Below are 27,000 nucleotides of genomic sequence, written 5' to 3'. Positions count from 1 at the left end.
TTCTCCTGAACGCTTTTACATTTGAACTCACGAGCCTAAGCTGATGACGCTGATTCAAGGTTAAAACGGGGCGGAAATCGTGCTTAAATGGTGCCTTATGGTGAACGCCGGGTAAATTTTTGCCTACAATTGAAATTTTATGAGAGGCCCAAAAATTAACCTTGTGTTTAAACTTTTAAGCATTTCCTGAATCCATTGTTTCTTTCCAAACCATGTGCCAGTACATTAAAGTAGCGGCGTAAAGAGTATGGCGCGGTTGGCCCCACATGTGGCCACCGCCCAATATTGTGAGGAAAACATGGCCACAGCCCCGAAAAGCAAGGCTTTCAAAGCCGAAGACGAGCTCGGTGAAGCCCTTGAAAAGGCTCTAGAAATCGATTTCGACGAGTCAACGCTCGGGATGGATATGGATCTGTCTCCACTTGACGATGATCTCTTGTCCCTGAACGATCTCGAAGCCCAGATTTCACAGGCAGCGCAAGAGCTTGCCGCCGAGAAATTTGAGACACCTGCCGCGGCCGAACCTGTGAAATTGCCCGAACCTGAGGTAACAACGCCGCCTGTTGCCGCCATTCCATTGCCTGCGCCAAAGCCGCAGATCAAGGCTGCCAATCCCATTCCCGCAGCTCCACCCGCGCCACCAAAGGCTCCGGCTGTTCCATCGCAGCCCTCCTTCCGGCCAGCGAATGACGACCTGCTTCAAGCCGCCAAGACCACGTACTCCACCAGTTCCGTTGTGCAGCCAAAATCCTATAGTCTGATCACAGGGATCATCAGTGTTCTTTGGGCCGGCAGTGTCTTGGCACTTGGCAATGCTCTTTACGGTCCATCGCTCTGGTCGATCCGGTCCTTCTCTGATTTTGCCGCAGCGCCTTACGCAATTGGCCTAGCGGTAGCGATCATCGTTCCAATCATGCTTTTCTGGGCATTCGCGATCATGATCCGTCGTGGTCAGGAAATGCAGTATGCTGCGCGTTCCATGGCGGAAGCAGCAATGCGCCTGTCCGAACCGGAAATGCTCTCATCCGACCGCGTTGCTTCGCTGGGTCAGGCTGTGCGCCGCGAAGTTGCGGCCATGAGCGAAGGTGTCGAGCGCACGCTGGCGCGCGCAGTTGAACTGGAAACCTTGGTCCAGACCGAAGTGAACCAGCTTGAACGCGTCTACACCGACAATGAATACCGCATCCGTACCCTCGTTGACCGTCTCGGCGGTGAACGCGAATCGGTAATCGGCCACGCAGAACGCGTGCGCGCTTCTATTTCCAGTGCCCATGAGCAGTTGAAAGACGAGCTTTCACTGGCAGGCGATTCCTTGCGCGAACACCTTTCCAGCGCGTCCACCAATCTTAGCATGTCGATAAACCAGTCTGGTGAGTCGCTCATTGAACGACTGACACAGAGCGGACAGGTAATTTCCGAGCAGATCGTTTCCCGTTCGGACGACATATCAAACAAGATCAGCACTTCCGGCGAAGCCTTTGCAAATCTTCTGGAAATGCGCATTGCAGCTCTGTCCGAACAGACAGATTCTGTAACAATGAAACTGGCTGATACGCTCGACGGCCGCACCAACAGCATGTTGTCGCTGCTGGGCAATGCCACGCAGACGCTGGTTGGCGAATTCGACACACGTCTCGCCGGGCTCGATACAACAATCAACGAACGCGGACGCTCACTGCTTGCAGAGTTCGAAACACGCGCCCATTCGCTGGATGCCAGCACCGAGCGTCTCAATTCGGCCCTCGAAGCCCGTGCGCGCCAGATCAACGAACAGTTGATCGAACGCACTCGCGACATCGCCAAGACCTTTACCGATGGCCGCGCTTCGATTGACGGCATTGTCGATGAGACAAAAGCAAAGATCGGCAATGATCTGTCGACGCTTTCCGAGCAGGTAGGCAGCCTTCTTTCCACCAATGCGGCGGCTCTTTCCGACCGCCTTGTGGAAAGCCGTGAAGCGCTCGCTGCCAAACTTGCTGAAGAACGCGATGCCCTCGCCGCGACATTGATTCAGGAAACCGACCGCGCTGCCATCGTTATTCGCGATCAGGCAGGACAGATCGGCGATCATACCTCAAACCTTAAATCCATCCTGGAAAGCAGCACTGCAGCTATTGGTCAGATCATCGAAGGTCATGGCTCGACCCTCGAAGAGCGTACTGCTGGTCTGCGCGCATCGCTTGTGGATAATGACGCCCGCATCGGTGCCACGCTCGAACAACATGCCAAGGCAATTGAAAACCGTACTGCCGGCATTCATACGCTGCTTGAAGACAATGAAGCCCGTATTGGTGCAACACTCGAACAGCACGCTAAAGCAATCGAAGATCGCACAGCCGGCATGCACGCTGCCTTTGCGGACACTGATACACGCATTCGCGACACGCTGGACGAACATGCTCGCAACATCGATCTGCGTAGCGCCAATATTGAAACAGCGATACACGCCACCGACACACGCATTGGCCAGACACTTGATGCCCATGCCAAGATCATCGATGAGCGCACCATTGGAATGCGTGCGGCATTTGTTGAAACACATGCCAAGATTGCGCAGACGCTTGATCAGCACAATCGAAGCCTTGACGAGCGCAACCAGGAAATCCAGCTGGCTCTTTCCGGCAGCGATGCCAAACTTGGCGAAACGCTTGCTGCTCATACGCAGGCTATTGATGCACGCAACGCCGAAATTCAGGCCACGCTGCTTAATAGCGGCACACGTATCGACGGCACATTGAGCGGCTTTATCGACAGTGTGGATGACCGTACAGGTCGCATCGAGTCGGCTTTGACCAGCAGTGACGCGCGTATCAGCGATGTTCTGGCCTCGCATGCCAGCGCCATTGAAGAGCGTACGGCCGGTATCGGTCAGGCCCTGATCGAAAGCGACTCGCGCATCAGTAATATCCTTTCCTCGCATGCAAGTTCCATCGACGAGCGGACAGCGGGAATCGAGCAGGCGCTCAGCAATAGCGATCAGCGTATCGGCCAGACTTTGGCTTCGCACGCTTCTTCGCTGGATGAGCGTACAGCCGGTATTCAGGCAGCGCTTGAAAATACCCATGCCCGCATCGGCGAGACACTGGCACAGCATGCTAGCGATATTGAAGAGCGCACAGCAGGCATCCGTTCTGTGCTCGACAGCAGCAATATGCAGATCGGCGACACGCTGGCTTCCCATATCGGAACGCTGGACGAGCGCGCTGCCGCTATTCGCGCAGCCTTGGCCGAAAGCGATACCCGCGTCGGCGAAACGCTCAACGATCATGCGACCATTCTCGACCAGCGCATTGCAGCCATTCGCGCAGCCATGGAACAGGGCAATGCTGCTCTGGGTCAGACGCTGGACGACAAGGCAGGTGCTATTGGCGACCGTACGGTAGCCTTGCAGGCGGTCCTGCAAGACAGCGCAGACGTGCTTGCCAAGGCCTTCGAAAACCATGGCGGTACAATCGACGAACGCACCACAACCATGCAGAATGCACTGGCCATTGGTGTCGATAATGTTCGCAAATCGCTCGAACAGAGTGCTTCGGTTGTCGCCCGCACGCTGCGTGAGAAAATCACAGAAGCTGCTTCTACCCTTACCGGTGAAGCACAGAAGGCCGGCGAAGCTCTTGACGGCCATGGCGAGGCATTCAGCCAGCGCATGAATGAAAGCCTGGCGGAAACCGAAAAACGGCTTGGTCAGCGCGCAACGGAGGCCGCCGCCAATCTCGAGGCTTTGGAGGCCCGCTTCTCGGCAGCCACCAATACGACCGCATCGAAGCTTGCGGAAAGCACCCGCGAATTGAACGAGGTTCTCTCGGCCCGTTCGCAGGAAATCATCAGCATTCTCGACAATACGGCTCAGCCGCTGGTCGAAAGCCTTGCCGATAATGGCCGTACGCTCGCCTCGCAGCTCGTTGAAGCAACCACATCCGCAACTGAACGCCTGCGGGTTGAAAATGCGGCTCTGATCAATGCTATCGCCAGCCGTACCGCAGAGACAATCACTGCTGTTCAGGCGGCCAAGGCTGGTCTGACCGATGATGTGAGCAACCTTATCGACCGCCTCTCCTCTTCAAATGCGAAGCTTGGGGAACTCATCGATATGGCGACCAAGAACCTTGGCGACATTGACGGACGCCTGCTCGACACGACGACGGCCTTTGCGGAGAACGCCACGAAGGCTGCTGAATCCTTCGAGACCTCAACCCGTCTGATTGATGGCAATCTCGGCAAACTGTCACAATTGTCCAACAGCACGCTAACCGACATTGCTTCCATCGCTCAGCGGTTTGACGAGCACGGCAACATGCTCAACAAGGCATCGGAACTGATCAACGCATCGCAAACCAACCTCGCCTCGACTTTTGACGAGCGCCAGGAAGCTTTGCAGGCATTGGCATCAGGTCTCATCGCCAAGTCGGAAACAATCGAGAAGACAATGCGTTCGTTCGAATCGCTTGTTTCCTCGGCATTCGACCGCGCCGAAGGCCGTGCAAACCAGACAACCGAACAGATCCGCAATTCCATCTCCGAAGTTGTGGAACAGGCATCGCAGAAGTTTGCCAACGCGACCGATGAAATCCGTCGTTCTTCCGCAGCGATCCGTACGGAGCTTGAACAGACCCGTTCCGAATTGCAACGCGGTGTGATGGATATGCCTGAAGAAGCCAAGCAATCCACGGCACAGATGCGCAAGGCTGTTTCCGAACAGATCAACGCATTGAAGGAACTCTCGGAAATCGTTCAGAAATCCGGGCGTCTTACTGACGTTGGCGAAGCACGGGCACAGCGCGCAGCGCCAGCCCGCGCAACAGCCGCAGTGGCAGCACAGCCACAACGGACCGAAGCGGTCGCTCCGGCACCGCGTCCTGCGGCGGCACCGACAGCATCAGCACCGGCTGCGCCTGCAATGCGCGGCACACTCGACACACGTGGCAATGCTGAACCGGCTCGTCCTGCCGGTAATGGCTGGGTGTCCGATCTCCTGCGCCGTGCTTCGACCGATGAAGCCGAGGCAGCGCCAAAGGCACCGGCAGGCCGCTCACCCGGTCAGGTTGTCGAGTCGCTCAATTCGCTATCGATTGACATCACCCGCGCCATCGACCACGAGGCTTCCGTTGAACTCTGGCAGCGTTACCGGGCTGGTGAGCGCAATGTCTTCACCCGCCGTCTCTACACGCTCAAGGGCCAGCAGACTTTTGACGAGATCAAGCGCAAATATCAGTCGGACAGCGAGTTCAAGCGTGCTGTTGATCGTTACATGGATGACTTTGAGCGCTTGCTTGAGGATGTCACACGCAACGATCGCGACAACACAACGACCCAGGCCTATCTGACCTCCGACACAGGCAAGGTTTACACCATGCTTGCCCATGCGAGTAATCGTCTGCGTTAAGAGCCAATTGGTATGAAAACAAAAAACGCGGTCTTCGGGCCGCGTTTTTTGTTAATATGCGTGGTTCATTGCTGAGAGCAACGTAGTCTCGCATTCCGGTAGCTGCCTGATTCGACGAGGCTCACCATGAGGAAGGTGGTTGATTGCAGATTAATTGCCAAACTTGCAGGATATAACGCCCTGCAAATAGCAATCTTCCTCATGGTGAGCCTCGTCGAACCACGCACAAGTCAAATGCAGCTAATCTGGATGATACAACACTCAAGCCCCTTCCAGCTCTGACACCTTCCCGAACATATCCCTGTAGGCTGTGGGCGTGGTGGCCAATTGCTGGCGGAAGTGATGCCGCAGCGTAGCGGCAGTGCCAAAACCCGTGTGCAAGGCAATCGTCTCAATAGAAAGCGTAGAGTTTTCCAAAAGATCGCGTGCTTTACCCAACCGCTCGGATAATAGCCATTTGGCAGGCGTCGTGCCAGTTGCAGCTTCAAAGCGGCGCAGGAAGGTACGTGTACTCATACCCGCAGCTTTAGAGAGGCTGGCAATCGAAAAATCCTTATGAATATTGTTCCGCATCGTTTCCAGCAGCGGAGAAAGCCTCACTCCCTCATGGGCTGTGGGGACTGCCTGTTCGACAAATTGAGCCTGCCCGCCATCACGGTGGGGAGCCACAACAAGGCGCCGCGCAACCTTATTGGCGGCCTCGGTACCAAAATCGCGGCGAATAAGGTGCAGGCAAAGGTCGATGCCCGCCGCACTGCCAGCTGAGGTCAGAATATTGCCCTCGTCCACATAAAGCACATTCGGCGCAAACTCTATGTCCGGATAACGCTCGGTCAACAGATCGGCGTAGCGCCAATGGGTCGTAGCGCGCCGCCCCGATAAAAGGCCGGCGGCGGCAAGCACAAAGACGCCCGAGCAGATTGAAAGAATGCGCGCGCCCTTGGCATGGGCCTTTTGCAGAGCCTGTACCAACGGCTCCGGGACAGAATGTTCAACCCCGCGCCAGCCCGGCATGATAATCGTTCCAGCCTGCTCGAACAGGTCAAGGCCGCCATCGGCAAGCACGCGCACGCCGCCTGTGGCGCGTAGCTCGCCCATTTCAATGCTGGCGACAGCAAATTTATACCAGTCATCGCCCATTTCAGGCCTTGGTAACCCGAACATCTCGACCACAACACCGAATTCGAAAGTGCAAAGACCGTCATAAGCAACGGCGACCACAAGCGGATTATCAAGACGGGGCGGATTTGAAGCGTTTGACATGATATTGACGATATATGGCATTCTTGCCAACTACCAGCAATTTATCACCTGTTCTACTTCTTGCTCATCAACACGAGGAGAGACAGAATGAGCTACGTAACCGAGATTGCCCCGGCCCCAGCCGATCAGGTCATTGATCATTTTTCCAGGCGTCTATCGCTGGAAACCGACTGCGCCGACGTGGCACAGGCGCTGAAGGATAGACCCGACTTCACCCTTTTGCATGTTGTAGGAACAAGCGCTGCCTATGAGCGTCGCCATATTCCCACTGCAATCCACCTGAACCACCGAGATATTTCAGCCGAACGCATGGCTGAATGGCCTCTGGATACGATTTTTGTCGTCTATTGCGCCGGACCCCATTGCAATGGTGCAGACCAGGCTGCGCTTAAGCTGGCGCGTCTTGGGCGGCCTGTGAAAATCATGATCGGTGGAATAACCGGTTGGGCCGACGAAGAATTGCCGTTTGCAACTGGACCGGAAGCTGGCAGCTTTAAGCAAGCAGCTTGATCACTCATCTCATCGAGTTGCTGAAACTGGCACCAATTTACTGCGTGGTTCGACAAGCTCACCATGAGGAGGGTTCATGGGTTGCATGAACAAGATCACCGACATTAAAGGCTAGCTTTGCAGATCACTAATCTTCCTCATGGTGAGCCCCGTCGAACCACGCATTGAATGGAATGCCAAATAGCCGGTATTGAGCTTACGCTCTAAATAACCGAAAGGGTCCAGGTGACGATATCGCTGGTGGCAGTGTCGAAGGCGCTATCAAGCGCGGCAATATAGGATGCGTTGCCTGCGCCCCTTACGGGCGATGTCGAACGGAAGACCTTTGTCGCACGCACGGTGCCATTCTTGTCATTCAGTATCTTTATGGCAATCTCAACAACGGCCGTTTCACTGCCGGAAGCATCAATGTTGAAAGTGCGAATATTGCTGATCACCTGATAATCGATGGCAAGGCCATCGCCCGGACGACCAACACCGCCAAGCCGTCCAGTGCTTTCAAATGCCTGTGCGAGGCGGGACTGCACAATATTGGGCAGACGATCCGCCCACTGCGCACCTTTCAAAAAGGAAATTGAATTGGGACCGGAACGAACAACGACATTTTCACCGTCGAGCGCTTTCAATGCGGACGGGGCAGCGATCAATATCTGACGGCCCTGCTTCCTTGACGAGGTGACTTCCGGCGATGGGCTGGAAAGATCAAATGTATCGAGCTTCTTGGAACTGGCACAGGCCGACAAGGACAAGGCGATAACCAACGCTGCAATTACTGTCTTCGATTTCACCACTTAACCAATCCCACGCGTAACAGTTCATTAACTTTCATGCGATGCGAATCCATCAAAGTCAACGGCGCGTCCGTCCGTCATATTCAGGAACATTGCCGCTACCGCCGAAAATCACCCGCTGCGGGTTTTTCTCAAGATCTGTAATAGCGCGCTCGATGCGTTGAACCGACTGCCGGCTCTCATTGACAAGAGACTGCACGTCACGCAATCCCTGCCCTGAAAAGCGGTTGAGATTGTCGGTGATTGGTCCAAGTCTCGCATTCAGATTGTCTGCTACGGAACGATAGGATTGCAGCGTCTGACGGGCTTCGCGTACAACGCTGCCATCCTCGTCGGAAAGCTGTTTGTCCAGTTTGGCCAATACGCCGTCCACACGCGTTGACGCATTATTCAGTTTTTCCATCATCTGCCGTGCTTCAGCCACGACAGCCTGAACATCTTCAGCACTGCGGCTAAACTTTTCGATGACATCGGAATTCTTTGCAAGCGCATCGGTAAACTGCTTGGTATTGTTGACCGTATCGACCAAAGGCCCCTTCACTTCCGTGATAAAGCTCTCAATCGATCCCACCGCGCCATCGACGCGTTCAAGGATGGTTTGGGCCTTTTGCAGAAGGTTGTTCACGACAGACGGATCGGCATCAATGCGGGCAATGGAGTCTTCCTTTGCCGCTTCCACAAGCAGCATCGGTTCATATAGCTTTCCGCCCTTCAACTCGATAAAGGCCTGGCCGGTCAGACCAGCAAAGCCCAGCGTGGCTTGGGTGGAACGCGTAATAGGTGTTGTTGCATCGACTTCCGCCTGCGCAATCACAGCATCAGGATTATTGTCGTCAATTTTCAAGCGCCGGATTGTACCAACCTTGATACCGTTGAACAGCACCTGACTGCCGTCAGCCAAACCTGTTACCGAGCCGAGAATACGGATTTCCAAAGTTGCAGTCTCGGTTTTGTCACCATAACGCGCAATCCAGTAAACAAATCCGAAGGCCAGCATGCAGACAGCAAGCGTGAAAATACCGACCAGAACATAATTGGCTTTTGTTTCCATGAATTACTCTGCTCGACCCTGTTGTTCCGCTAGTGGTCTGATAAAATTCACTCCACTAGCCTGTTCTGCGGTGGTACATTTGGCGTTGGCGCAGCTTCACTACGCGGCGAACGCCGCCTGTTATCGCCATTGGATACAATTTGACGAGCACGCTTTCCACGGAAATATTCTTTCACCCACGGATCGTCAAACGCCAACATATCCTCAATGGTTCCTTCGATCAGAACCTTCTTATTGCCCAATACAGCGATTCGGTCACATACAGCGAACAGACTGTCGAGGTCATGGGTGACCATGTAGACGGTAAGCCCCATCGTATCGCGCAGATCCGCAATCAATTCGTCGAAGTCAGCGGCACCAATAGGATCAAGGCCTGATGTCGGCTCGTCAAGGAAGACGATTTCGGGATCAAGCGACAGGGCGCGGGCCAAGGCCGCACGCTTGATCATTCCGCCTGAAAGCTCCGATGGAAACTTGTCTGCGGTATCGGGCTTGAGTCCCACGAGTTCGATCTTGAGCCGAGCTAGCTCATCCATAAGCTTTTGAGGAATATCGAGATATTCACGCATCGGCACCTGAATGTTTTCAAGCACGGTCAAGGACGAAAACAGCGCCCCATGCTGGAAAAGAACCCCCATACGCATATCGACAGCGAGTTTGTCCTGCTCGCTCGCCTCGTCAATATCGTGACCGAAAATGCTGATCTTGCCCTTTTGCTTCTGGTTGAGGCCCAGAATCGTCCGCATGAGAACAGACTTACCCGTTCCTGACGCTCCGACGAAACCAAGGATTTCGCCGCGATAAACATCAAGATCAAGATTGTTGAGCACAGTCGAACGACCGAAGGAGACACTGACATCTTTCACAGAAAGGATGACGTCGTCAGCCTTTGTGTGCGTGCTCTGGTTACTTTCTTTCGGATTCATGCGCCTCGATCTACTTTAAGCAGGCTTCTGCCTGGGGCTTCAGTTTTAAAAATTGATGGACGCGTAGAAGATGGCGAAAATGCCATCGACCACAATGACGACGAAAATCGATTTGACCACAGATGCTGTAACCCGTTGTCCCAAAGATTCAGCGCTGCCACCGACCTTCATGCCTTCAACCGAAGCCATCACTCCGATGATCATGGCCATGAAAGGCGCTTTGATCAGACCGGCAAGGTAGCTGGAAAGATCGACCGCATCGCGCAAACGCTGGATAAAGGCATCCGGCGGAATTCCAGAATAGGCCCATGTGATGACCATGGCGCCGCCCAATGCCGCGAAATCCGCAATAATTGTCAGCAATGGCAGCGAGATCACCAATGCAACGAGACGCGGGAAAACCAGAACACCGACGGGATTGAGACCAATAACAGTCAGTGCATCGGTTTCTTCGCGCATTTTCATTGAGCCGATTTCGGCGGTGATCGCGCTACCCGAGCGGCCTGCAATCATGATTGCCGTCAAAAGCACACCGATTTCACGCAGCACCAAAATGCCAACAAGATCGACAACGAATATTTCGGCACCGAAGTAGCGCAACTGGAAAGCGCCCTGCTGCGCGATAATTGCACCAATAATGGTCGACATAAGCACAACCACCGGCACCGCGCCGATGCCCATACTGTCTATTTGATGAATAATTGCCGCCGGGCGAATACTGCTTCTGCTGCTGCCCTTCATCTGCGCGCCGCGAACGGTTGCGCCGAGAATGTGCATCGCCTTGATGAAATCATCGCCAAAGGCATAGACCATGCGACCAATCGATTCAAAGAATCGCGTTATCAAGGACGGGCGGTCAATATGAATGACTTCCGGAGGAGCAGCCGCAATATCGCCAACGGCCTCAAACAGAGCACCCCAGCTTTCGGACTGTCCTTCAATGGAAACTGTTTTGCCGGATTTTTCCAGCGCGGTGCGCAGACGCTCTACCAGCCAGGTTCCGGCAGTATCCAGCAATTCCACGCCGGACAGATCAATAACGGCGCTAGAAAACCCGTTATCAACTTCGATATCGCGCATGGTTTCGTCCACGCGGCGAACATTGCGTGTGGTCCATGCCCCTGTAAGTGTAACTGTAGCGCGATCCCCGTCCTTGTTGAACTCAACATGCGGAGGCGCGGCAGTAGAAGCACTTGAATTGTTTGCTCTATCGGTCAACATCAACAACACACATATCGAGTCTCCCGACCGATGTCACTGGAACAATTAAGGCGCAGATTATGATAATTAGCTTGGATATAGCGGTAGAACGATGGCCCATTGCCGGAACGTTTACGATCTCCCGTGGTTCCAAGACTGAAGCCGCAATTGTCGTGTGCTCGTTAAGTGACGGCGTGCACAGCGGGCGCGGTGAATGCGTGCCCTATGCGCGATATGGTGAGAGCATCGACTCGGTTTGTGCCGAGATTGAAGGTCTGCGCGATGCTTTGAGCAAGGGCGCGACACGCAACGATCTGCCGGGGCTCATTCATGCAGGCGCGGCACGCAACGCCGTAGATTGCGCCTTGTGGGATCTCGAAGCCAAGCGCCAAGGCACAAGCGTGACCTCTCTACTGGGCCTGCCAGAATTGCACGATTTGACCACCGCCGTGACTGTTTCGTTCGGTGATGCTGCAACAATGGCAAGGGCAGCGAGCGGCTTTGCCGACAGACCCTTGATCAAGGTCAAGGTTGGCGGCGAAAATGATGCAGAGCGGATAAGAGCCGTAGCACTAGCCGCGCCATCAAGCCGCATTATCATTGACGCGAATGAAGGCTGGACCAATGCCAATATTCTGGAAAACATGCTTGCCTGCGCGCGGGCCGGTATTGCGCTGATCGAGCAGCCACTGCCCGCCGGAAATGATGCCATCCTCGCTGAAATTCCGCACCCTGTGCCCATTTGTGCCGACGAAAGCGCTCACGGCACGGATGATCTGCACAAATTGCTGGGGCGCTATGACAGCATCAATATCAAGCTGGACAAGACCGGCGGACTAACCGAAGCGCTGCGCATGCATAATCGTGCCCGCGAACTTGGCTTTGGGATCATGGTCGGTTGCATGGTTGGCACATCCCTGGCCATGGCTCCGGCTGTTATCGTGGCTCAAGATGCCGATTTTGTCGATCTGGACGGTCCCTTGATCCTCAAGCAGGACCGGACGCCGGGACTCGAATTTAACGGAAGCCGGGTTTCGCCGCCTAAATCGGAATTATGGGGCTAGACCAAATTTTCTAGGTCTCGCGTTGCTCAAGCCTCAGAGACACAACGGCGAGGAACAGACCGATAGCTGCAAGGGCCACCATCGCGTAAAAGCCGTAAATGCCGGTGGCCGAGTAGAGCGGCCCTGACGCCATCGTGGCAATGGCCAATGACGTGCCGATGAAAAAGGTTGAAAGCCCCTGCGCCGTGCCGCCGCGCTCTTCGGGAATGGTAAGGACGATCATTTTTTGCATGCCGAGAAATGACAGGGCAAATGAGAAGCAGTGCAGGCACTGCACGACCAGAAAACCAGCAACGCCAAGTCCGGCGGGTTCGATCAAAGGAAAGGCGGCCCAGCGGAACATTGCCACGGCAGACCCGATCATCAGCACCTTGGCGGGATGGAGACTGCCGAATATGCGGCGGAAACAGGTGAACATGATCACTTCCGCAACGACAGAGATCGACCAGAATGCCCCGATTACGGTTTCTTCTATGCCGATCGACTTCCAGTAAATCGCCGAGAAACTGTAGCCATAGGCGTGACTCGCCTGTGTGATGCCTGTCGCGATGAGAAATGTTACAAAGGCCGGACGGCGTAGCGCCCTGCCCGCATTTGCTATATCGACATCGGAAAGTGGGGAAAGCCTGCGTGGTTTGCCGATTCTGGGTACGATAAAGCTCATGCCGCATGCCAGCACCAGCGCGCCGAGCAAAGCCCAAGGGATAATGTGCTCGCCCAAACGCTGGATGAAGATGCCCGCCACAAACGAAGTGAGCAGGAAAGAAATTGAGCCCCAAACCCGCATCTTGGCAAAATCGGCGCCGTAGCGGCGAACGCCCGAAAGGGCAATCGTATCTGCAACGGGTACCTGTGAAGTCCATGGCGGCGAAAGCAGCAACGACACAGCGAGAATACCGACAAAGCCGAAGGGTACGAAGTAGAACGCCGCGACGGCTACCGCCAATATAGTGCACAAGGTCAGAATATGCGCCCGGTCGTTGGAGCGGTCTGCCAGCATCGAAACCAGAGGTGCCGCGATGACCCGGACGAAAAGGGGCATCGACAATACGATGGAAATTTCTGTCGGAGTCAGCGACCGATATTCAAGCCAGAGCGGAAAATAGGGCAGATGCAACCCGTTCGACATGAAAATAGCGAAATAGGTCAACGCAATCCGCAACTCAAAGCGAGACGGTTTCCCTTGGCTTAAATCCGCAACGGCGGCTGTCATTCGGTGGGACTTTCGGAAAAATACGAAGCTGTTCAGGCAGAATCACAACCATGCGTTGCCTTGAGCTTGGCCATTATCATGAAACTTAGCTGGTTCATAGAAATAGCGGTCGGCTCATGCGCATAATTCATTGCGTTTTTTGGAATTGTATAGGTTGAGTACCCTACCGCACAGAAATAGTCTGCCCAGATTTGACCGTATGACCGGGCACTTCGCGCGAAACGCCGATCCTTGTCAGGATACTTTCGAAAATATCGGCGCAGGCTTCCCAGCTGAATCCCTGCAACGTCGCTTCGGGGTCGACGCGGCCCATCGCAAGAGCAGCCAGAACCGCCTCTCCCAAGTCCTCGGAGAGAACCCCAGCGCCGGTTGCGTTGATGACATCCTTAGATCCCGGCACAGGATAGGCCGCGACCGGCAGACCGGAGGCTATAGCCTCAAGTAGCACCAGCCCGAACGTGTCGGTCCGGCTTGGAAAGACGAAGACATCCGCCCCCGCATAGAAGCGTGCCAGCGCCTCACCTTCATGCTTGCCTGCAAAAACGGCCTTTGGATATTTGCGTTTCAGATTTTCGAGGTCGGGACCATTACCGACTATCAGCTTCGTGCCCGGCAAATCCAGCGAAAGGAAAGCTTCGAGATTCTTCTCGATAGCGACCCGCCCTACACAGATGAAAACCGGTCGTTGCAAGTGCAGATCAACGTCTGGTTGCGGCCGGAACAATTCCCGGTCTACGCCCCGCGTCCACACCTTCAGGGTTTCAAATCCTCGCACAATCAGCTCATCATGAATTGACTGCGTTGGTACAAGGCAGGATTCGGCAGCATTGTGGAAGCGCCGCAGCCAGCCATAGGACCATGACAGCGGGACCGGCAAGCGCTTGCGCAGATATTCAGGAAAACGGGTATGAAAGCTTGTGGTAAAACGCCAGTTATTCTTGATGCACGTGCGGCGCGCCATCATGCCCAGCGGACCTTCCGTCGCGATATGGACATAGGCCGGTTGTATGGCCTCAATCCGTGCCTTGACCGCCGATGGCAGTGTCAACGCAAGCCGGATTTCCGGATAGGTCGGGCAAGGCACAGAATGATAGTCGGCCGGGGAGATGATCGTCACCTCAAAGCCCCGCGCCTCCATCTGCTCGCGTACTTTCGTCAGGGTTCGCACGACACCATTGACCTGCGGATGCCAGGCATCCGAAACAATGACGAGCCGTTTAATCTCGTCACGCTGCATTCGCCGCCTTTGGTCGCTTATCGGCAATCTGGATCACTGGCGCGAAGCCTGCATGCTCGCTGATGAGATGTGTCCAGGATAGAAGTTCCATCCTTCCGTCAAAATGTTCCACGATAGCCGTACAGCTTTCCACCCAGTCGCCCGTGTTGATATATTCGATACCGTCTATCTGTTCGATGGTCGCATGGTGAATGTGTCCACAGATAACACCATCGGCACCGATACGCCGCGCCTCGTCGGAAACAACTGTCTGGAACGAACCAATGAAATTGACTGCTTTCTTGACGCGAAATTTTGCCCATGCGGAGAAGGACCAATAGCGCAGACCAAGACGGCGGCGCACCTTGTTCATCACGGTATTGATAGCAAGCGCTGCATCATAGGCCCAGTCACCCAGATATGCGATGTGGCGGGCATTGCGCACAACCACATCGAACTGGTCGCCGTGAATCACCAGAAACTTACGGCCATCAGCCGTTTCGTGCATCAGGCGGTCGGTGACTTCAATACCGCCGAAATGCGTGCCCTGGAAGTCACGCAGAAATTCATCATGATTGCCGGCGACATAATGAATTGTCGCACCTTTGCGGCTTTTGCGTAGCAGCTTTTGCACAATATCATTATGTTCCTGCGGCCAGTGCCATGACCGGCGAAGACGCCAACCATCGACAATATCACCGACGAGATAGATGGTTTCGGCATCATGGTGCTTCAAAAAGTCCAGCAAAAAGCTAGCCTTAGCGCCTTTTGAGCCAAGATGGATATCGGACAGAAACAGCGTGCGGAACTTTTTAGGCTCGGCCTCGACCATGATGCGGATCTCCGTATCGCGCTGACGCAAACGCGTCTTCTGCGCGACACAAACCCGATTCATGTCACAGTCTTATGACGGCAAGGAAAAATGCAGATTTGAACGATAAAGACTTGTATCAAATCTATGTTCATTTATGCCTCAAGATAGATATCCGACGACGACCCAGACCGATACTCCGGAAGGAAGCAATTCATGGCCCAGGACAATACGCCCGGCAATTCAGAACTTGATGAAAGCGCGCTGTTTTATCACCGCTTTCCCACGCCGGGTAAGCTGGAAATTCAGGCGACAAAGCCGCTTGGCAACCAGCGTGATCTTGCCCTTGCCTATTCTCCCGGCGTTGCCGCGCCCTGCCTTGCCATTCACGCCAACCCGTCTACCGCTGCCGATTACACAAGTCGCGCCAATCTGGTTGCCGTTATTTCAAACGGCACTGCCGTGCTTGGCCTTGGCAATATCGGACCGCTGGCCTCCAAACCAGTGATGGAGGGCAAGGCCGTCCTGTTCAAGAAATTTGCGAATATCGACGTATTCGACATTGAGATTGACGCGCAGGAAATCAACAAGATTGTTGACGTTGTTGCTGCCTTGGAACCCACTTTCGGCGGCATAAACCTCGAAGATATCAAAGCACCGGAATGTTTCGAAGTTGAAGAGCAGCTTCGTGAGAAGATGAATATTCCGGTATTTCATGACGATCAGCACGGCACGGCGATCATTGTTGCCGCTGCGATCATCAACGGCATGGAGCTTGCCGGCAAAGATCTTTCCAAGGTCAAAATCGTGGCTTCCGGTGCCGGTGCCGCAGCACTTGCCTGCCTCAATCTTCTCGTCAAGCTTGGTGCGGACCGCAAGAATATCTGGGTCTGCGATCTGGATGGTGTGGTCTATGAGGGCCGTAACACGCTGATGGACCGCTGGAAGTCTGTCTATGTGCAAAAGACCGATGCGCGCGTTCTTGCCGACGTTATCGGTGGTGCTGATGTGTTTCTTGGTCTGTCGGCAGCGGGCGTGTTGAAACCTGAACTTCTCAAGCAGATGGCACCCAATCCGTTGATTATGGCGCTTGCCAATCCAAATCCGGAAATCATGCCCGAAGTGGCCCGCGCAGCACGTGCTGATGCCATGATCTGCACGGGCCGTTCGGACTTCCCAAATCAGGTCAACAACGTTCTTTGCTTCCCCTATATTTTCCGTGGCGCGCTCGACTGCGGCGCAAGTGCGATCAACGAAGAAATGAAAATGGCGGCAGTTCAGGCCATCGCCGCCCTTGCCCGTGAAGAGCCATCGGATGTTGCAGCCCGCGCCTATTCTGGCGAAACACCGACATTCGGCCCCAACTACCTGATTCCTTCGCCGTTCGATCCGCGTCTTATTCTGCGCATTGCGCCAGCGGTGGCAAAGGCAGCGATGGAAACTGGCGTTGCTGAACGTCCCATTGAAGATTTCGACGCTTATCTCGACCGGCTAAACCGCTTCGTGTTCCGCTCCGGCCTTATCATGAAGCCAATCTTCACTGCGGCAAAAACCGCCGAGAAGAAGCGCGTCATCTATGCGGATGGTGAGGATGAGCGCGTATTGCGCGCAGCTCAGGTGGTGCTGGAAGAAGGTATCGCCATTCCAACACTTATCGGTCGTCCCCAGGTCATCGAAACGCGCCTTCAACGCTACGGCTTGAAAATCAAGATTGGACAGGATTTCGATATTATCGATCCGGAAGACGATCCCCGCTATCGCGACTATGTTGATCTGCTCGTTAGCCTGACAGGGCGACGCGGCACGACACCGGAGGTTGCTCGCACAATGGTTCGCGCCAGCGGCACCGTTATTGCAGCGCTTGCCATCGTGCGTGGCGAAGCCGATGCCATGATCTGTGGTCTTGAAGGTCGCTTTGAGCGGCACTTGCGCAATGTCGAGCTCATTATCGGCAAGTCAGAAGGCATCCGTAATTTCTCCGCCCTCAGCCTGCTCATCTCACAGCGCGGCGTGCTCTTCCTTACCGACACCTATGTGAGTATCGATCCGACTGCGGAAGAGATCGCGGAAAAAACCGTCCTTGCTGCGAACGAAATCCGACGCTTTGGCATTGAGCCTAAAGCTGCCTTGCTCTCACATTCGAACTTTGGCTCACGCGATTCTGAAAGCGCAGCAAAAATGCGCAACGCTTCAGAAATCCTGCGCGTAAAGGCTCCGGAACTTGAGCAGGACGGCGAAATGCACGGCGATAGCGCGCTTTCACAAATTCTGCGGGAGCGCGTACTGCCCCATTCCCGCTTGACGGACGAGGCAAATCTCTTGGTTTTCCCCAATCTTGATGCAGCCAATATCACGCTCAATGTCGTCAAGTCGGTAACAGATGCCCTGCATGTCGGCCCGATCCTGCTGGGTGCTGCCAAGCCCGCGCATATTCTGACGCCTTCAGTGACATCGCGCGGTATTGTCAACATGACGGCGCTGGCAGTTGTGGAAGCTTCACAGCGGATTGAGTAAAACTTTCGTCTTATTGCTGCCGCATCAACATGGATGGTTTCGCCTATACTCCAAGAAGAGACCATCCATGCTCCGGACATCTTTTATCATCGTTGCCGCATTTGGCGCTGTACTGGCTGCGACTGGTTTCTCCCATGCGCAAAGCGATACATGCGTGCGCATGCAAGAGCGTCTCGACAGGCTGAACAGTGATCCAACGCTGGATGATTACGAGTTCAATCTGCGCCGGGATCGTATCGAGGCAGCGCTGGATGCCAATAATTGCCCTGTAAACAATTATCAGTATCGCGATCTGCCGCGGCTGGATGAGGAAGAGCCGGGATCCTACGAGATTTATGGAGGCCGCGAACCGCAACCTGTAGGGCCTGGATCAATCCCGGTCCCCATCGAAGGCGGTCAATACCAGACTATGTGCGTTCGCACGTGTGACGGTTATTATTTTCCGCTGACCTATGAAACCGGAGCGGAGAATTTTGCGCGCGATCAGGCGCAATGCCAGGCACAATGCCCCGGCGCGCAATTGTTCTTCAAGCCAACAGGCGAAGAGCGGCCGGAAGCCATGATTTCTCTGAGTGGTCAGGCTTACCGGGATATGCCGAATGCTTTTAAATTTCGCAAGGCTGGTGCTAATGCCACGCCGCAATGCACATGCCAGAAAACAGCCGGCAATTTTTCGACCATGGGCAATCCGCGTGAACTGGCGAAACAACCGCCAAAACCAGCTTCGCCGCCAGTCGCGCGGCCCGCACCACAAACTCCGCCGATTGCGCCAGCGCATCCGCAACAGCCAACAGTGACAAAGCAGGAGCCGCTTCCCGCTGCGACACCGCCCGCAAATCCGGCATTGACGGAACCTGTAAAGCCCAATGAACAACCGCCGGTTCAGACCAAGATTGAACCTTCGACCCTTCCAACAAAGCCAGTTGAAAAGCCATCATCCATCATTGAATTGGGCAAGCCCGCAGCGGCGCCCAACGAAGCGCCCCTGCCCAAACCGTTGAGCGTGGACAAGCCAATCGATCCAAACCGCAAGGTCAGGGTCGTCGGGCCAACGTTCCTTCCCGACCAAGGAGGGGCAAAAGATCCGCAAGCTCAGGACCGGAAGATCGCCCCGTAAGCGCAATACGCAAAGGCATGAACAAGCCTTTGCCTTTACGCCCGCTCTGTACCTTCACAGCATCGGTCCATGATTTCCAAGTCTCATGGTTCCAAGGCTCGGATGGCAGAACATCGAAGGCAGCGCGTGCAAATTCACGATCCTCGTCGGCAAGAGGTTCGTCGCTCGAAGGGCCATTTTTGACAATTGCCCACCACTGCGCGGCATCGGATACGAAGGTAAGATTGCTGCGCACAGCCAGCCAGAACGCCTCTGCATTATCACCTTGAATACCAAGCGCAGCAAGCCTGTCTTTGGCATCGCTAAAGGGCATGGCGTGGATCAGCGCCCGGTTTAGCGCATCGAGGTCGGCAGGATCAAACTTGGAAGATGATTTCGAGGTGGAAGCCGGATCAAATATCGCCGCCAACGCATTCATATCGGGCATGGCGACAACATTTTCCGAAGTGCCCGTGAGCACGGCAAGGCTCGCAACCGCCATGGGTTCATAGCCGGCGCGGCGCAGACTGCCCACCGACAAAGCGCCAGTACGCTTAGACAAGCCCTCGCCCGTAGCAGTCGTCAGCAGATTGTGATGGCCGAGCTGCGGTGACTTTGCGCCCATCGCCTCAAAAATGGAAATCTGCACACCGCTATTGGTAACATGATCATCGCCCCGAATAATATGCGTGATGTTCATGTCGATATCGTCGACAACAGAGGTGAATGTATAAAGATAGGTACCATCTTCACGGATCAGCACAGGATCTGACAGAGATGCCAGATCGACAGTTTCCGGTCCGCGCACCAGATCGTCCCAATGCACTTCTGTACGTACCGGGGCGAAAGGGTCGTCCTTGAAATTCGGAAGAAGGAAACGCCAATGCGGGCGCTTTCCTTCCGCCTCAAGCTTGGCTTTGTCTTCGTCCGACAGCTTCAGCGCGTCGCGGCCATAGACTGGCGGCAGACGTCGCGCGAGCCGCAGCTTGCGTTTCAAATCAAGTTCTTCGGCAGTTTCATAGCAGGGATACAGAAGACCAGCGGCCTTCAATCTTTCGGCTGCTGCCGCGTATTCAGCAAACCGCTTCGACTGATATTCGACGCGAAAAGGTTTGATACCCAGCCATTCGACATCTTCGGCAATGGCTTCGACATATTCGGTCTTGGAGCGCTCGACGTCCGTATCGTCGAAACGCAGGACCATTTGTCCGCCATTTTTCAGCGCAAACAGCCAGTTGAACAAGGCAGTGCGTGTATTGCCAATATGGATATAGCCCGTAGGCGATGGTGCAAAACGTACGATTGGGGTCATGATCGGGGCATATCGGATGCGGCGATGAATGGCAATATGGGCCGCGTTTTCACGCGGCCCATATTGTTAGCTGTCCTGAAGCATGAGGCCCTTGGTCAGTTCCATCGCCTGCAATTCGAACAGACCGCGATAGATACCGCCCTTGAGCCCGATCAGCGCTTCATGGTTACCCTCTTCTGCGATGCGGCCATGGTCGAAAACCAGAAGCCGGTCGAGAGAGCGCACGGTCGACAGACGGTGAGCGATCACCAATGTCGTCCGGCCAAGCATCAGCCGTTCCATTGCCTGCTGGATCAGCATCTCCGATTCTGAATCGAGACTGGAGGTAGCCTCGTCCAGAATAAGAACCGGTGCATCCGCGAGGAAAGCACGGGCAATGGCAACACGCTGGCGCTCACCACCTGAAAGCTTCACACCGCGCTCGCCAACGAGCGTGCTGTAGCCTTTCGGCAGATTGGTGATGAACTCATGCGCACTTGCCTGTCGCGCAGCTTCCTCCACCTCGGCCTGCGTTGCTCCCGGCCTTGCATAGGCAATGTTTTCCGCCAGCGTCCGGTGAAACAGGATCGGCTCCTGCTGCACGATGGCAATTTGCTGGCGTAAAGATGCCTGTCTGACATCGGCAATGTCCTGACCGTCAATGCGGATCTGACCGGACTGCACATCATGCAGACGCTGGATCAGCTTGACGAATGTGGATTTGCCCGAGCCCGAATGCCCGACCAGACCAACCCGCTCGCCCGTCCGGATCGTTACCGAAAACCGGTCATAGAGCGGCAGTCTGTGCGCGCCATAATGGAACGTCACATTGTCGAACTCGATCTTGCCATTGGTGATCTGTATCGGCTTTGCGCCGGGTCGATCATCAATGCCGAGTGGTTGACTCTGAATATCAACCAGCTCTTCCATGTCATTGACAGAACGCTGCAAATTGCGAATGTCCATGCCAACTTCGCGCAAATAGCCCTGTAAGATGAAGAACGAGGTGAGCACAAAGGTAATGTCACCCGCACTTGCATGGCCTTTGGACCACAGAAGCAAGGCGGAGCCAATCATTGAAGCTCTCAATACAAGAAGCATCGAGCCCTGTGTTGTGCCGTTGATCGTTCCGCGCCGCCACGTACGCGCCGTACGGTCACGCCACTTCGCCACGACCTTGGCAAGACGTGCATCTTCGCGCGCCTCAGCACCAAAGCCTTTGACAACCATATTGCAGCTAACCGCATCGGCCAATGCACCGCCAAGCTTTGTGTCCCAACGATTGGCAAGACTTGCCATTGGAGCAACAAAGCCAAGTGACATCAGCACTGTAACAACAACGAACAGCAGTGAACCAAGACCGACAATGATGCCCATGACAGGCCAATACCAGGCCATAAGCACTGTCGAGCCGATAAGCATGATGATGGACGGAAACAGCGCCAACAACAGCGTATCGTTCAACAGATCAAGCGCCCACATGCCCCGCGTGACCTTGCGAACCGTAGAGCCGGCAAAGCTATTGGCATGCCAGTCGGTCGAGAAACGCTGAATACGGTAGAAGGCATTTGCAGCAATATCGGACATCATTTTCAATGTCAGCTTGACCACCGTCAAGAAAATGATGTGCCGCAAGACAATCGCCCCGAACGACAGGGCAATGAGCGTTGAAAAGGCTGCTATTGCAGCATTCCATGCCAGTTCGTCCTGCGGACTGCCTTTGACGATGGCGTCAACGAGCCGCCCCGAATAAAGCGGGGTCAACACATCGGCCAATGTCGACAGCAACACTGCGACAAGCGTTAGCGACAGGCGCAAAGGTTGTGCCTGCCAATGTTTCCAGGTGAATCCGAGAACGCTGCGGAAAGCTCCGCCCCGGATGGCGAGTCGAAAAAAAGCCATGACAATTGTCCGGTACATAAGCACCGGCCTCAATAGGGAATTGTAGAAGAAAGATGCCGCGAGTAGGAAAGTGAATCAGTACGGCATTGTGGTCTGGCGACTTGACCGAATACGGACAAGGCCAATGTCGGCGATGAGTTCTTGACTTGTGAAGCCAATAGAAAAGCCAGAAGGCTTTTCGCCGTCACATATCAGAAACTGGCGCCGCCCCGTGGGGACATGATGAAAGCTGCCATTCTTAAACCTCCCGGTCGAAATTGCCGGAGATTGGCTTATAGATGAATCGCTTTGCGTCGCCAAGCGCCTATTTTTTGGGCAAATGGCTTTGATTGGCTGGTGCGGCCAGATTGCAACAGTTCGCTTACTGCCTGTCACGGAACCTGTTGGTGATCGGATAACGGCGGTCACGACCGAAATTTTTCTTCGTGACCTTCACACCCGGAGCCGACTGGCGACGCTTATATTCGGCAATGTAGAGCAGATGCTCGATACGCTCGACCGTGGCCCGCTCGTGCCCGCGCGCAACGATTTCATCCACCCCCATCTCGTTTTCGACCAGGCATTCGAGGATGTCATCGAGAACCGGGTAAGGCGGCAAAGAATCCTGGTCCGTCTGGTTTTCGCGCAGCTCCGCCGACGGCGCCTTGCTGATGATATTGACGGGGATCACTTCTCCTGAGGGGCCAAGACCACCGGCAGGCACATTCTTGTTGCGCCATTCGGACATAGAATAGACCTGCATTTTGTACAGATCTTTAATGGGATTATAGCCGCCATTCATATCGCCATAAAGCGTGGCATAACCGACGGACATTTCTGACTTGTTGCCGGTCGTCACAACCATGGAGCCAAACTTATTGGAAATAGCCATCAAGATTGTACCGCGGGCGCGGCTTTGCAGATTTTCTTCAGTAATTCCTTCCTTGGTACCTTCGAATGTCGGCCCCAGCGCCCTGAGAAAACCTTCCACCGGCTTGAAGATCGGCACTATGTCATAGCGGCAACCGAGCAATCTTGCGCAATCCTCGGCGTCTTTCAGCGAATCCTTGGATGTGTAGGTGTAGGGCATCATAACAGCGCGAAGCCGCTCTTCACCCAGCGCATCAACGGCCAGAGCGGCGCAGATCGCTGAATCGATACCGCCGGAAAGTCCCAGCACCACGTCCTTGAAGCCATTCTTGTTGACGTAATCGCGCAGGCCGAGCATGCAGGCGCGGTAGTTCGCCTCCTCCCCCTCCGGGATACGTGACATCGGGCCTTCGCCACAGCTCCAGCCATCTTTGCCACGACGCCATGTGGTGACAATCAGCTGTTCCTCAAATTGCGACATTTGGAACGCGAGATTCTTGTCGGCATTGAAGGCAAATGAAGCGCCGTCAAAAATCAAATCATCCTGCCCGCCAAGCTGGTTCGCAAAAATCAGCGGCAGTCCGGTTTCAATGACCTGACGCAATGCCACCTGATGGCGCACATCGACCTTACCGCGATAGTAGGGAGAGCCATTCGGCACGCAAAGTATTTCCGCGCCGCTTTCGGCCAGCGTTTCGCAAACGCCCAGCTCGCCCCATATATCTTCACAAATCGGTATGCCGATGCGGATGCCCCTGAAATTGACGGGACCCGGCATCGGCCCCGGCTGGAACACACGCTTCTCGTCGAATTCGCCATAGTTTGGCAGATCAACTTTGAAACGCTCGGCAATAACCTTGCCGCCATCCAGAACCATGACAGAATTGTGCAGACCTGTTTCGCGCCGCAGCGGCACACCAATAATGACACCTGGACCACCATCACCGGTATCCTCGGCAAAATCCTGAACTGCCTTCTCGCAAGCCGCGATAAAGGCCTTTTTCAGCACCAGATCCTCTGGCGGGTAGCCGGAAATGAACAGTTCCGTGAACAGCACAAGATCAGCGCCCTGCCGCGCAGCATCGGCTCTGGCTTCGCGCGCTTTGGCAAGATTGCCCTTGATGTCACCCAGAACCGGATTGAGTTGGGCAATGGCGATACGGAGGATGTCAGGATTTTTGCTCATTATGAACATATATCGTTTCGTTGATGGAAAAACAATGTTGCCATGAAGCGTATCACAGGAAAAATATGTGCCAGAGCAAGTAGAGCCAGACGATGGCAACAAGGATAACCGAGATCAGCACCGCGAGCGAACCGCAATCTTTAGCGATCTGGATTTCCTTGTGAAAATCGCGCGAAACTGCATCACAAGCCGCCTCAATGCCCGTGTTTAAAACTTCAACCATAATCAGGAAGAGCAACGAGCCGGTTAGAAGCAGGAAAACGAGTACAGAGGGGGCTATAAAAGCGGCAATGGGAATGGACAGGAAAAACAGGACGAGTTCCTGTTGCACTGCCTTTTCATGCGCGGCAAGATGCTTGAGTGCCCGCATAGAATTGATAAATGCCATAACAAGCCGGTGCATGCCCTGCCCCTGAATATTCTAGAGAATTTCAGTTAAACGGAATCGCGGAAATATTCCAGATCGCCGAATAACGTGACAAGCGCAATGTGGCGATTCGTCAACCCGCATCAATGCTTTGGCAGGCCACTACAACACCGCTGCTGCTTTTTTCGTACTGCGGCAGGCCATCGGCAATTTCGTAGTAATCGCCTTTGTCAGCAACGAAAATATGGACTTCACCCTCAAGACTTGTGGGACTATCGAAGGCTCCAGCCATAACTGAGATGTAGTCAAGCTCATTGTGCTTCCAGAACAGGACAGAGCCGCAATGTTTGCAGAAGCCGCGCCGGGCAAACTCACTGGCGGCATACCAACTGATATTTTCTTTTCCGGATATATTAATGCAGTCATCCTGCACGTTCGTCGCTGCGTAATGATGGCCGGACTGTTTACGGCATTGCGAGCAATGGCAGTAGACTATGCCACGAAGGGGACCGCGCGTTTCAAAGTGCACTTTTCCGCAAAGGCACGAGCCTTTATGCAATTCCGTCATCAAATGGTCCTCCTTGCAGGACTGGAGAATAGCCGTGCGCAAGCCCGCCTGCTTTTACATTCACGCCTTGGCTGATCGTTTTGACGACAGCACCAGCAGGAGCGCACCAAGCAGAGCCGACAGCAAAGAGCCAAGCAGAACGCCGAGCTTCGTTTCATCCTGGAGCAAGGGCGAATTGGCGTAAGCGAGCAACCCGATAAACAGGCTCATCGTAAAGCCAATGCCGCAAAGGGTAGAGACGCCATACATTTGCATCCAATTTGCGCCGGCGGGACGCTCAGCCAGCCGCATTTTGATGGCAAGCCATGCAAAGGAAAACACGCCAAGCTGTTTGCCTACAAACAGGCCGGCTGCAACACCAAGCGGCACCGGATCGGCCAGATTGGAGAGCGAGACGCCGCTGAACGAAACACCTGCGTTGGCAAATCCGAATATCGGCACAATTGCAAAAGCGACCCATGGCTGGATGGCATGCTCAAGCTTGAGAAGCGGCGAATCCGCCTCGCCCTTTTCCCCTTTCATGGGGATAGTCAAAGCAAGAAGCACACCTGCAATCGTCGCATGAATGCCGGATTTGAAAACCAGTATCCAGAGAATTACACCAAGCACGACATAGGCCCAGAGCCTGACCATGCCCATGAAATTTATCGCCATAAGGAGTGCAAAAACGACGGCGACACCGGCGAGGGCCGGTATGTTCAAGCCTTGCGAATAGAACAGCGCGATAATGATGACCGCACCCAGATCATCGATAATGGCAAGCGCCGTCAGAAATACTTTCAACGACATTGGAACGCGTGACCCGAGCAGCGAAAGCACGCCGAGCGAGAAAGCAATGTCTGTGGCCGATGGTATAGCCCAGCCCCGGATGGTATCGCCTTCATTGAAGGCAACGAAAATCACAGCTGGAACGACCATCCCGCCAACTGCAGCAAAGCCGGGAAGTGCTCGCCGCGACCAGTTTGACAATTGTCCGCTGATCATCTCACGTTTGATCTCAAGGCCGACCAGCAGGAAAAACACTGCCATCAGCGCGTCATTTACCCAATGCAGGACGCTTAATCCGCCAACATACCGATGAAGCAAATCAAAATATGTCTGGCTGAGCGGAGAATTGGCGATGATCAACGCCAGCGCAGCAACCACCATGAGAATGATGCCGCCAGCGGCCTCGCTTGCCATGAATGAACGGAAGGATGCTGACAGACGGACTCGGCGGGGCGTTTTCGTGTTCATACCGCTTTGATAGTATTCGAAGTAAGAAAACTCCACCCCAAAGTGGTTTGTAATGACATGATTGTGAGAATAGAGTTTTCTGCGTTTATAAGGACGTCACTGTCGCGGATAGAACCTCAAAATTCCGGCTAGTTCCGAACTTGCATCCTTTCCCCTGTCGGAAGGATGACTGGTGCCGTCATTTACAGGCAGTTCTTCAAAATCAAAGGGGCTGATACCCTCAAGACATGCAGCATTAACGCCGTATTCCTGTGGATTTGAGCGGCGCTGATGATGCGTATAGATCCCGCATTTTGAACAGAAATAATGCTTGGCTGTATTCGTATTGCATTGATAAAGTGTCAGCACGTCTTCGCCTTGCAACATAGTGATGTCGCTAATATTGGCGCTCACGGCAACCGCACCGCGCATCCGACAAAAGGAGCAGGTGCATCTGCGAGCACTGTGCAAGCCATTCTTCAGTCGCACATGGAACCGAACAGTGCCGCAATGGCAGGCGCCATCGATTTCGTTGATATTCTTGTCCATGGCACCTCCTGCGCTGTACCTTACCCCTAAAA

At 54.4% G+C, this 27,000-nt stretch carries 20 protein-coding genes; 5 read left to right on the top strand and 15 right to left on the bottom strand.

Features of this window, described 5'->3' with window-relative positions:
- Positions 1-298 precede the first annotated feature (298 nt).
- Positions 299-5,386, top strand: coding sequence for a kinesin (locus V9K92_RS18615; protein WP_337354630.1), 5,088 nt, complete (start codon positions 299-301; stop codon positions 5,384-5,386).
- Between the two features lie 261 nt (positions 5,387-5,647).
- On the opposite strand, the gene ftrA is transcribed toward V9K92_RS18615, so the two are convergent.
- Complete coding sequence (gene ftrA, locus V9K92_RS18610; protein ID WP_337354629.1) at positions 5,648-6,670, bottom strand: transcriptional regulator FtrA; 1,023 nt, start codon at positions 6,668-6,670, stop codon at positions 5,648-5,650.
- Between the two features lie 66 nt (positions 6,671-6,736).
- On the opposite strand from ftrA, the gene V9K92_RS18605 reads away from it, so the two are divergent.
- Complete coding sequence (locus V9K92_RS18605; RefSeq protein WP_307285686.1) at positions 6,737-7,159, top strand: rhodanese-like domain-containing protein; 423 nt, start codon at positions 6,737-6,739, stop codon at positions 7,157-7,159.
- 203 nt (positions 7,160-7,362) lie between these two features.
- On the opposite strand, the gene V9K92_RS18600 is transcribed toward V9K92_RS18605, so the two are convergent.
- The 4 genes from V9K92_RS18600 to V9K92_RS18585 form a co-directional block, all read right to left on the bottom strand.
- Positions 7,363-7,947: an ABC-type transport auxiliary lipoprotein family protein gene (locus tag V9K92_RS18600; RefSeq protein ID WP_442958520.1), complete on the bottom strand. Its 585-nt coding sequence runs from the start codon at positions 7,945-7,947 to the stop codon at positions 7,363-7,365.
- A 61-nt stretch (positions 7,948-8,008) separates the two neighbouring features.
- A complete protein-coding gene (locus tag V9K92_RS18595; RefSeq protein WP_115052760.1) occupies positions 8,009-9,001 on the bottom strand; it encodes an MlaD family protein in 993 nt (330 codons plus the stop codon).
- Positions 9,002-9,048: 47 nt separating this feature from the next.
- Positions 9,049-9,927 carry an ABC transporter ATP-binding protein gene (locus V9K92_RS18590; RefSeq protein ID WP_307285695.1) on the bottom strand — a complete coding sequence of 293 codons (879 nt, stop codon included), beginning with the start codon at positions 9,925-9,927 and terminating at the stop codon, positions 9,049-9,051.
- 45 nt (positions 9,928-9,972) lie between these two features.
- Entirely contained in the window at positions 9,973-11,148 is a 1,176-nt protein-coding gene (locus V9K92_RS18585; protein ID WP_115052758.1) for an ABC transporter permease, read from the bottom strand.
- A 59-nt stretch (positions 11,149-11,207) separates the two neighbouring features.
- Here V9K92_RS18585 and dgcA point away from each other — a divergent pair, with 59 nt between their 5' ends.
- On the top strand, positions 11,208-12,191 hold the full coding sequence (dgcA, locus tag V9K92_RS18580) for an N-acetyl-D-Glu racemase DgcA (protein ID WP_337354628.1): 984 nt from the start codon (positions 11,208-11,210) through the stop codon (positions 12,189-12,191).
- A 10-nt stretch (positions 12,192-12,201) separates the two neighbouring features.
- Here the strand turns inward: dgcA and V9K92_RS18575 are convergent, their stop codons facing one another.
- From V9K92_RS18575 to V9K92_RS18565, 3 genes are all read right to left on the bottom strand, one after another.
- Positions 12,202-13,404, bottom strand: a complete 1,203-nt coding sequence (locus V9K92_RS18575; protein WP_337354627.1) for an MFS transporter — start codon at positions 13,402-13,404, stop codon at positions 12,202-12,204.
- A 163-nt stretch (positions 13,405-13,567) separates the two neighbouring features.
- Positions 13,568-14,641, bottom strand: a complete 1,074-nt coding sequence (locus V9K92_RS18570; RefSeq protein WP_337354626.1) for a glycosyltransferase family 4 protein — start codon at positions 14,639-14,641, stop codon at positions 13,568-13,570.
- Positions 14,631-15,452, bottom strand: a complete 822-nt coding sequence (locus V9K92_RS18565) for a UDP-2,3-diacylglucosamine diphosphatase (protein WP_115053272.1) — start codon at positions 15,450-15,452, stop codon at positions 14,631-14,633. The genes V9K92_RS18570 and V9K92_RS18565 overlap by 11 nt, the downstream gene beginning before the upstream one ends.
- 195 nt (positions 15,453-15,647) lie before the next feature.
- On the opposite strand from V9K92_RS18565, the gene V9K92_RS18560 reads away from it, so the two are divergent.
- Together V9K92_RS18560 and V9K92_RS18555 are read left to right on the top strand one after the other, a co-directional pair.
- On the top strand, positions 15,648-17,945 hold the full coding sequence (locus V9K92_RS18560) for a phosphate acyltransferase (RefSeq protein WP_115052753.1): 2,298 nt from the start codon (positions 15,648-15,650) through the stop codon (positions 17,943-17,945).
- Positions 17,946-18,012: 67 nt separating this feature from the next.
- Complete coding sequence (locus V9K92_RS18555) at positions 18,013-19,062, top strand: DUF2865 domain-containing protein (protein WP_337354625.1); 1,050 nt, start codon at positions 18,013-18,015, stop codon at positions 19,060-19,062.
- On the opposite strand, the gene gltX is transcribed toward V9K92_RS18555, so the two are convergent.
- The 7 genes from gltX to V9K92_RS18520 all read right to left on the bottom strand — a co-directional run bounded on the left by gltX (position 18,980) and on the right by V9K92_RS18520 (position 26,968).
- A complete protein-coding gene (gltX, locus tag V9K92_RS18550) occupies positions 18,980-20,353 on the bottom strand; it encodes a glutamate--tRNA ligase (protein ID WP_115052751.1) in 1,374 nt (457 codons plus the stop codon). The two genes, V9K92_RS18555 and gltX, sit on opposite strands and share 83 nt — an antisense overlap.
- A 66-nt stretch (positions 20,354-20,419) precedes the next feature.
- Positions 20,420-22,234: an ABC transporter ATP-binding protein gene (locus V9K92_RS18545; protein WP_337354624.1), complete on the bottom strand. Its 1,815-nt coding sequence runs from the start codon at positions 22,232-22,234 to the stop codon at positions 20,420-20,422.
- A gap of 361 nt (positions 22,235-22,595) precedes the next feature.
- Complete coding sequence (locus V9K92_RS18540; RefSeq protein ID WP_336439894.1) at positions 22,596-24,269, bottom strand: NAD+ synthase; 1,674 nt, start codon at positions 24,267-24,269, stop codon at positions 22,596-22,598.
- Between the two features lie 52 nt (positions 24,270-24,321).
- The gene (locus tag V9K92_RS18535) at positions 24,322-24,672 is read right to left on the bottom strand and encodes a diacylglycerol kinase (RefSeq protein WP_337354623.1); all 351 of its coding nucleotides are present in this window, start codon (positions 24,670-24,672) and stop codon (positions 24,322-24,324) included.
- A gap of 97 nt (positions 24,673-24,769) precedes the next feature.
- Positions 24,770-25,204: a GFA family protein gene (locus tag V9K92_RS18530; protein ID WP_337354622.1), complete on the bottom strand. Its 435-nt coding sequence runs from the start codon at positions 25,202-25,204 to the stop codon at positions 24,770-24,772.
- A gap of 60 nt (positions 25,205-25,264) precedes the next feature.
- Positions 25,265-26,440: a Na+/H+ antiporter NhaA gene (nhaA, locus tag V9K92_RS18525; protein ID WP_337354621.1), complete on the bottom strand. Its 1,176-nt coding sequence runs from the start codon at positions 26,438-26,440 to the stop codon at positions 25,265-25,267.
- A gap of 96 nt (positions 26,441-26,536) precedes the next feature.
- Positions 26,537-26,968 carry a GFA family protein gene (locus V9K92_RS18520; RefSeq protein WP_337354792.1) on the bottom strand — a complete coding sequence of 144 codons (432 nt, stop codon included), beginning with the start codon at positions 26,966-26,968 and terminating at the stop codon, positions 26,537-26,539.
- Positions 26,969-27,000: the final 32 nt, after the last annotated feature.

Source organism: Phyllobacterium sp. CCNWLW109 (assembly GCF_037203905.1).
GTDB classification, from domain to species: domain Bacteria; phylum Pseudomonadota; class Alphaproteobacteria; order Rhizobiales; family Rhizobiaceae; genus Phyllobacterium; species Phyllobacterium ifriqiyense.
The sequence above is the reverse complement of the archived record's forward strand: the minus strand, read 5'-3'. Positions and strand labels throughout refer to the sequence as shown.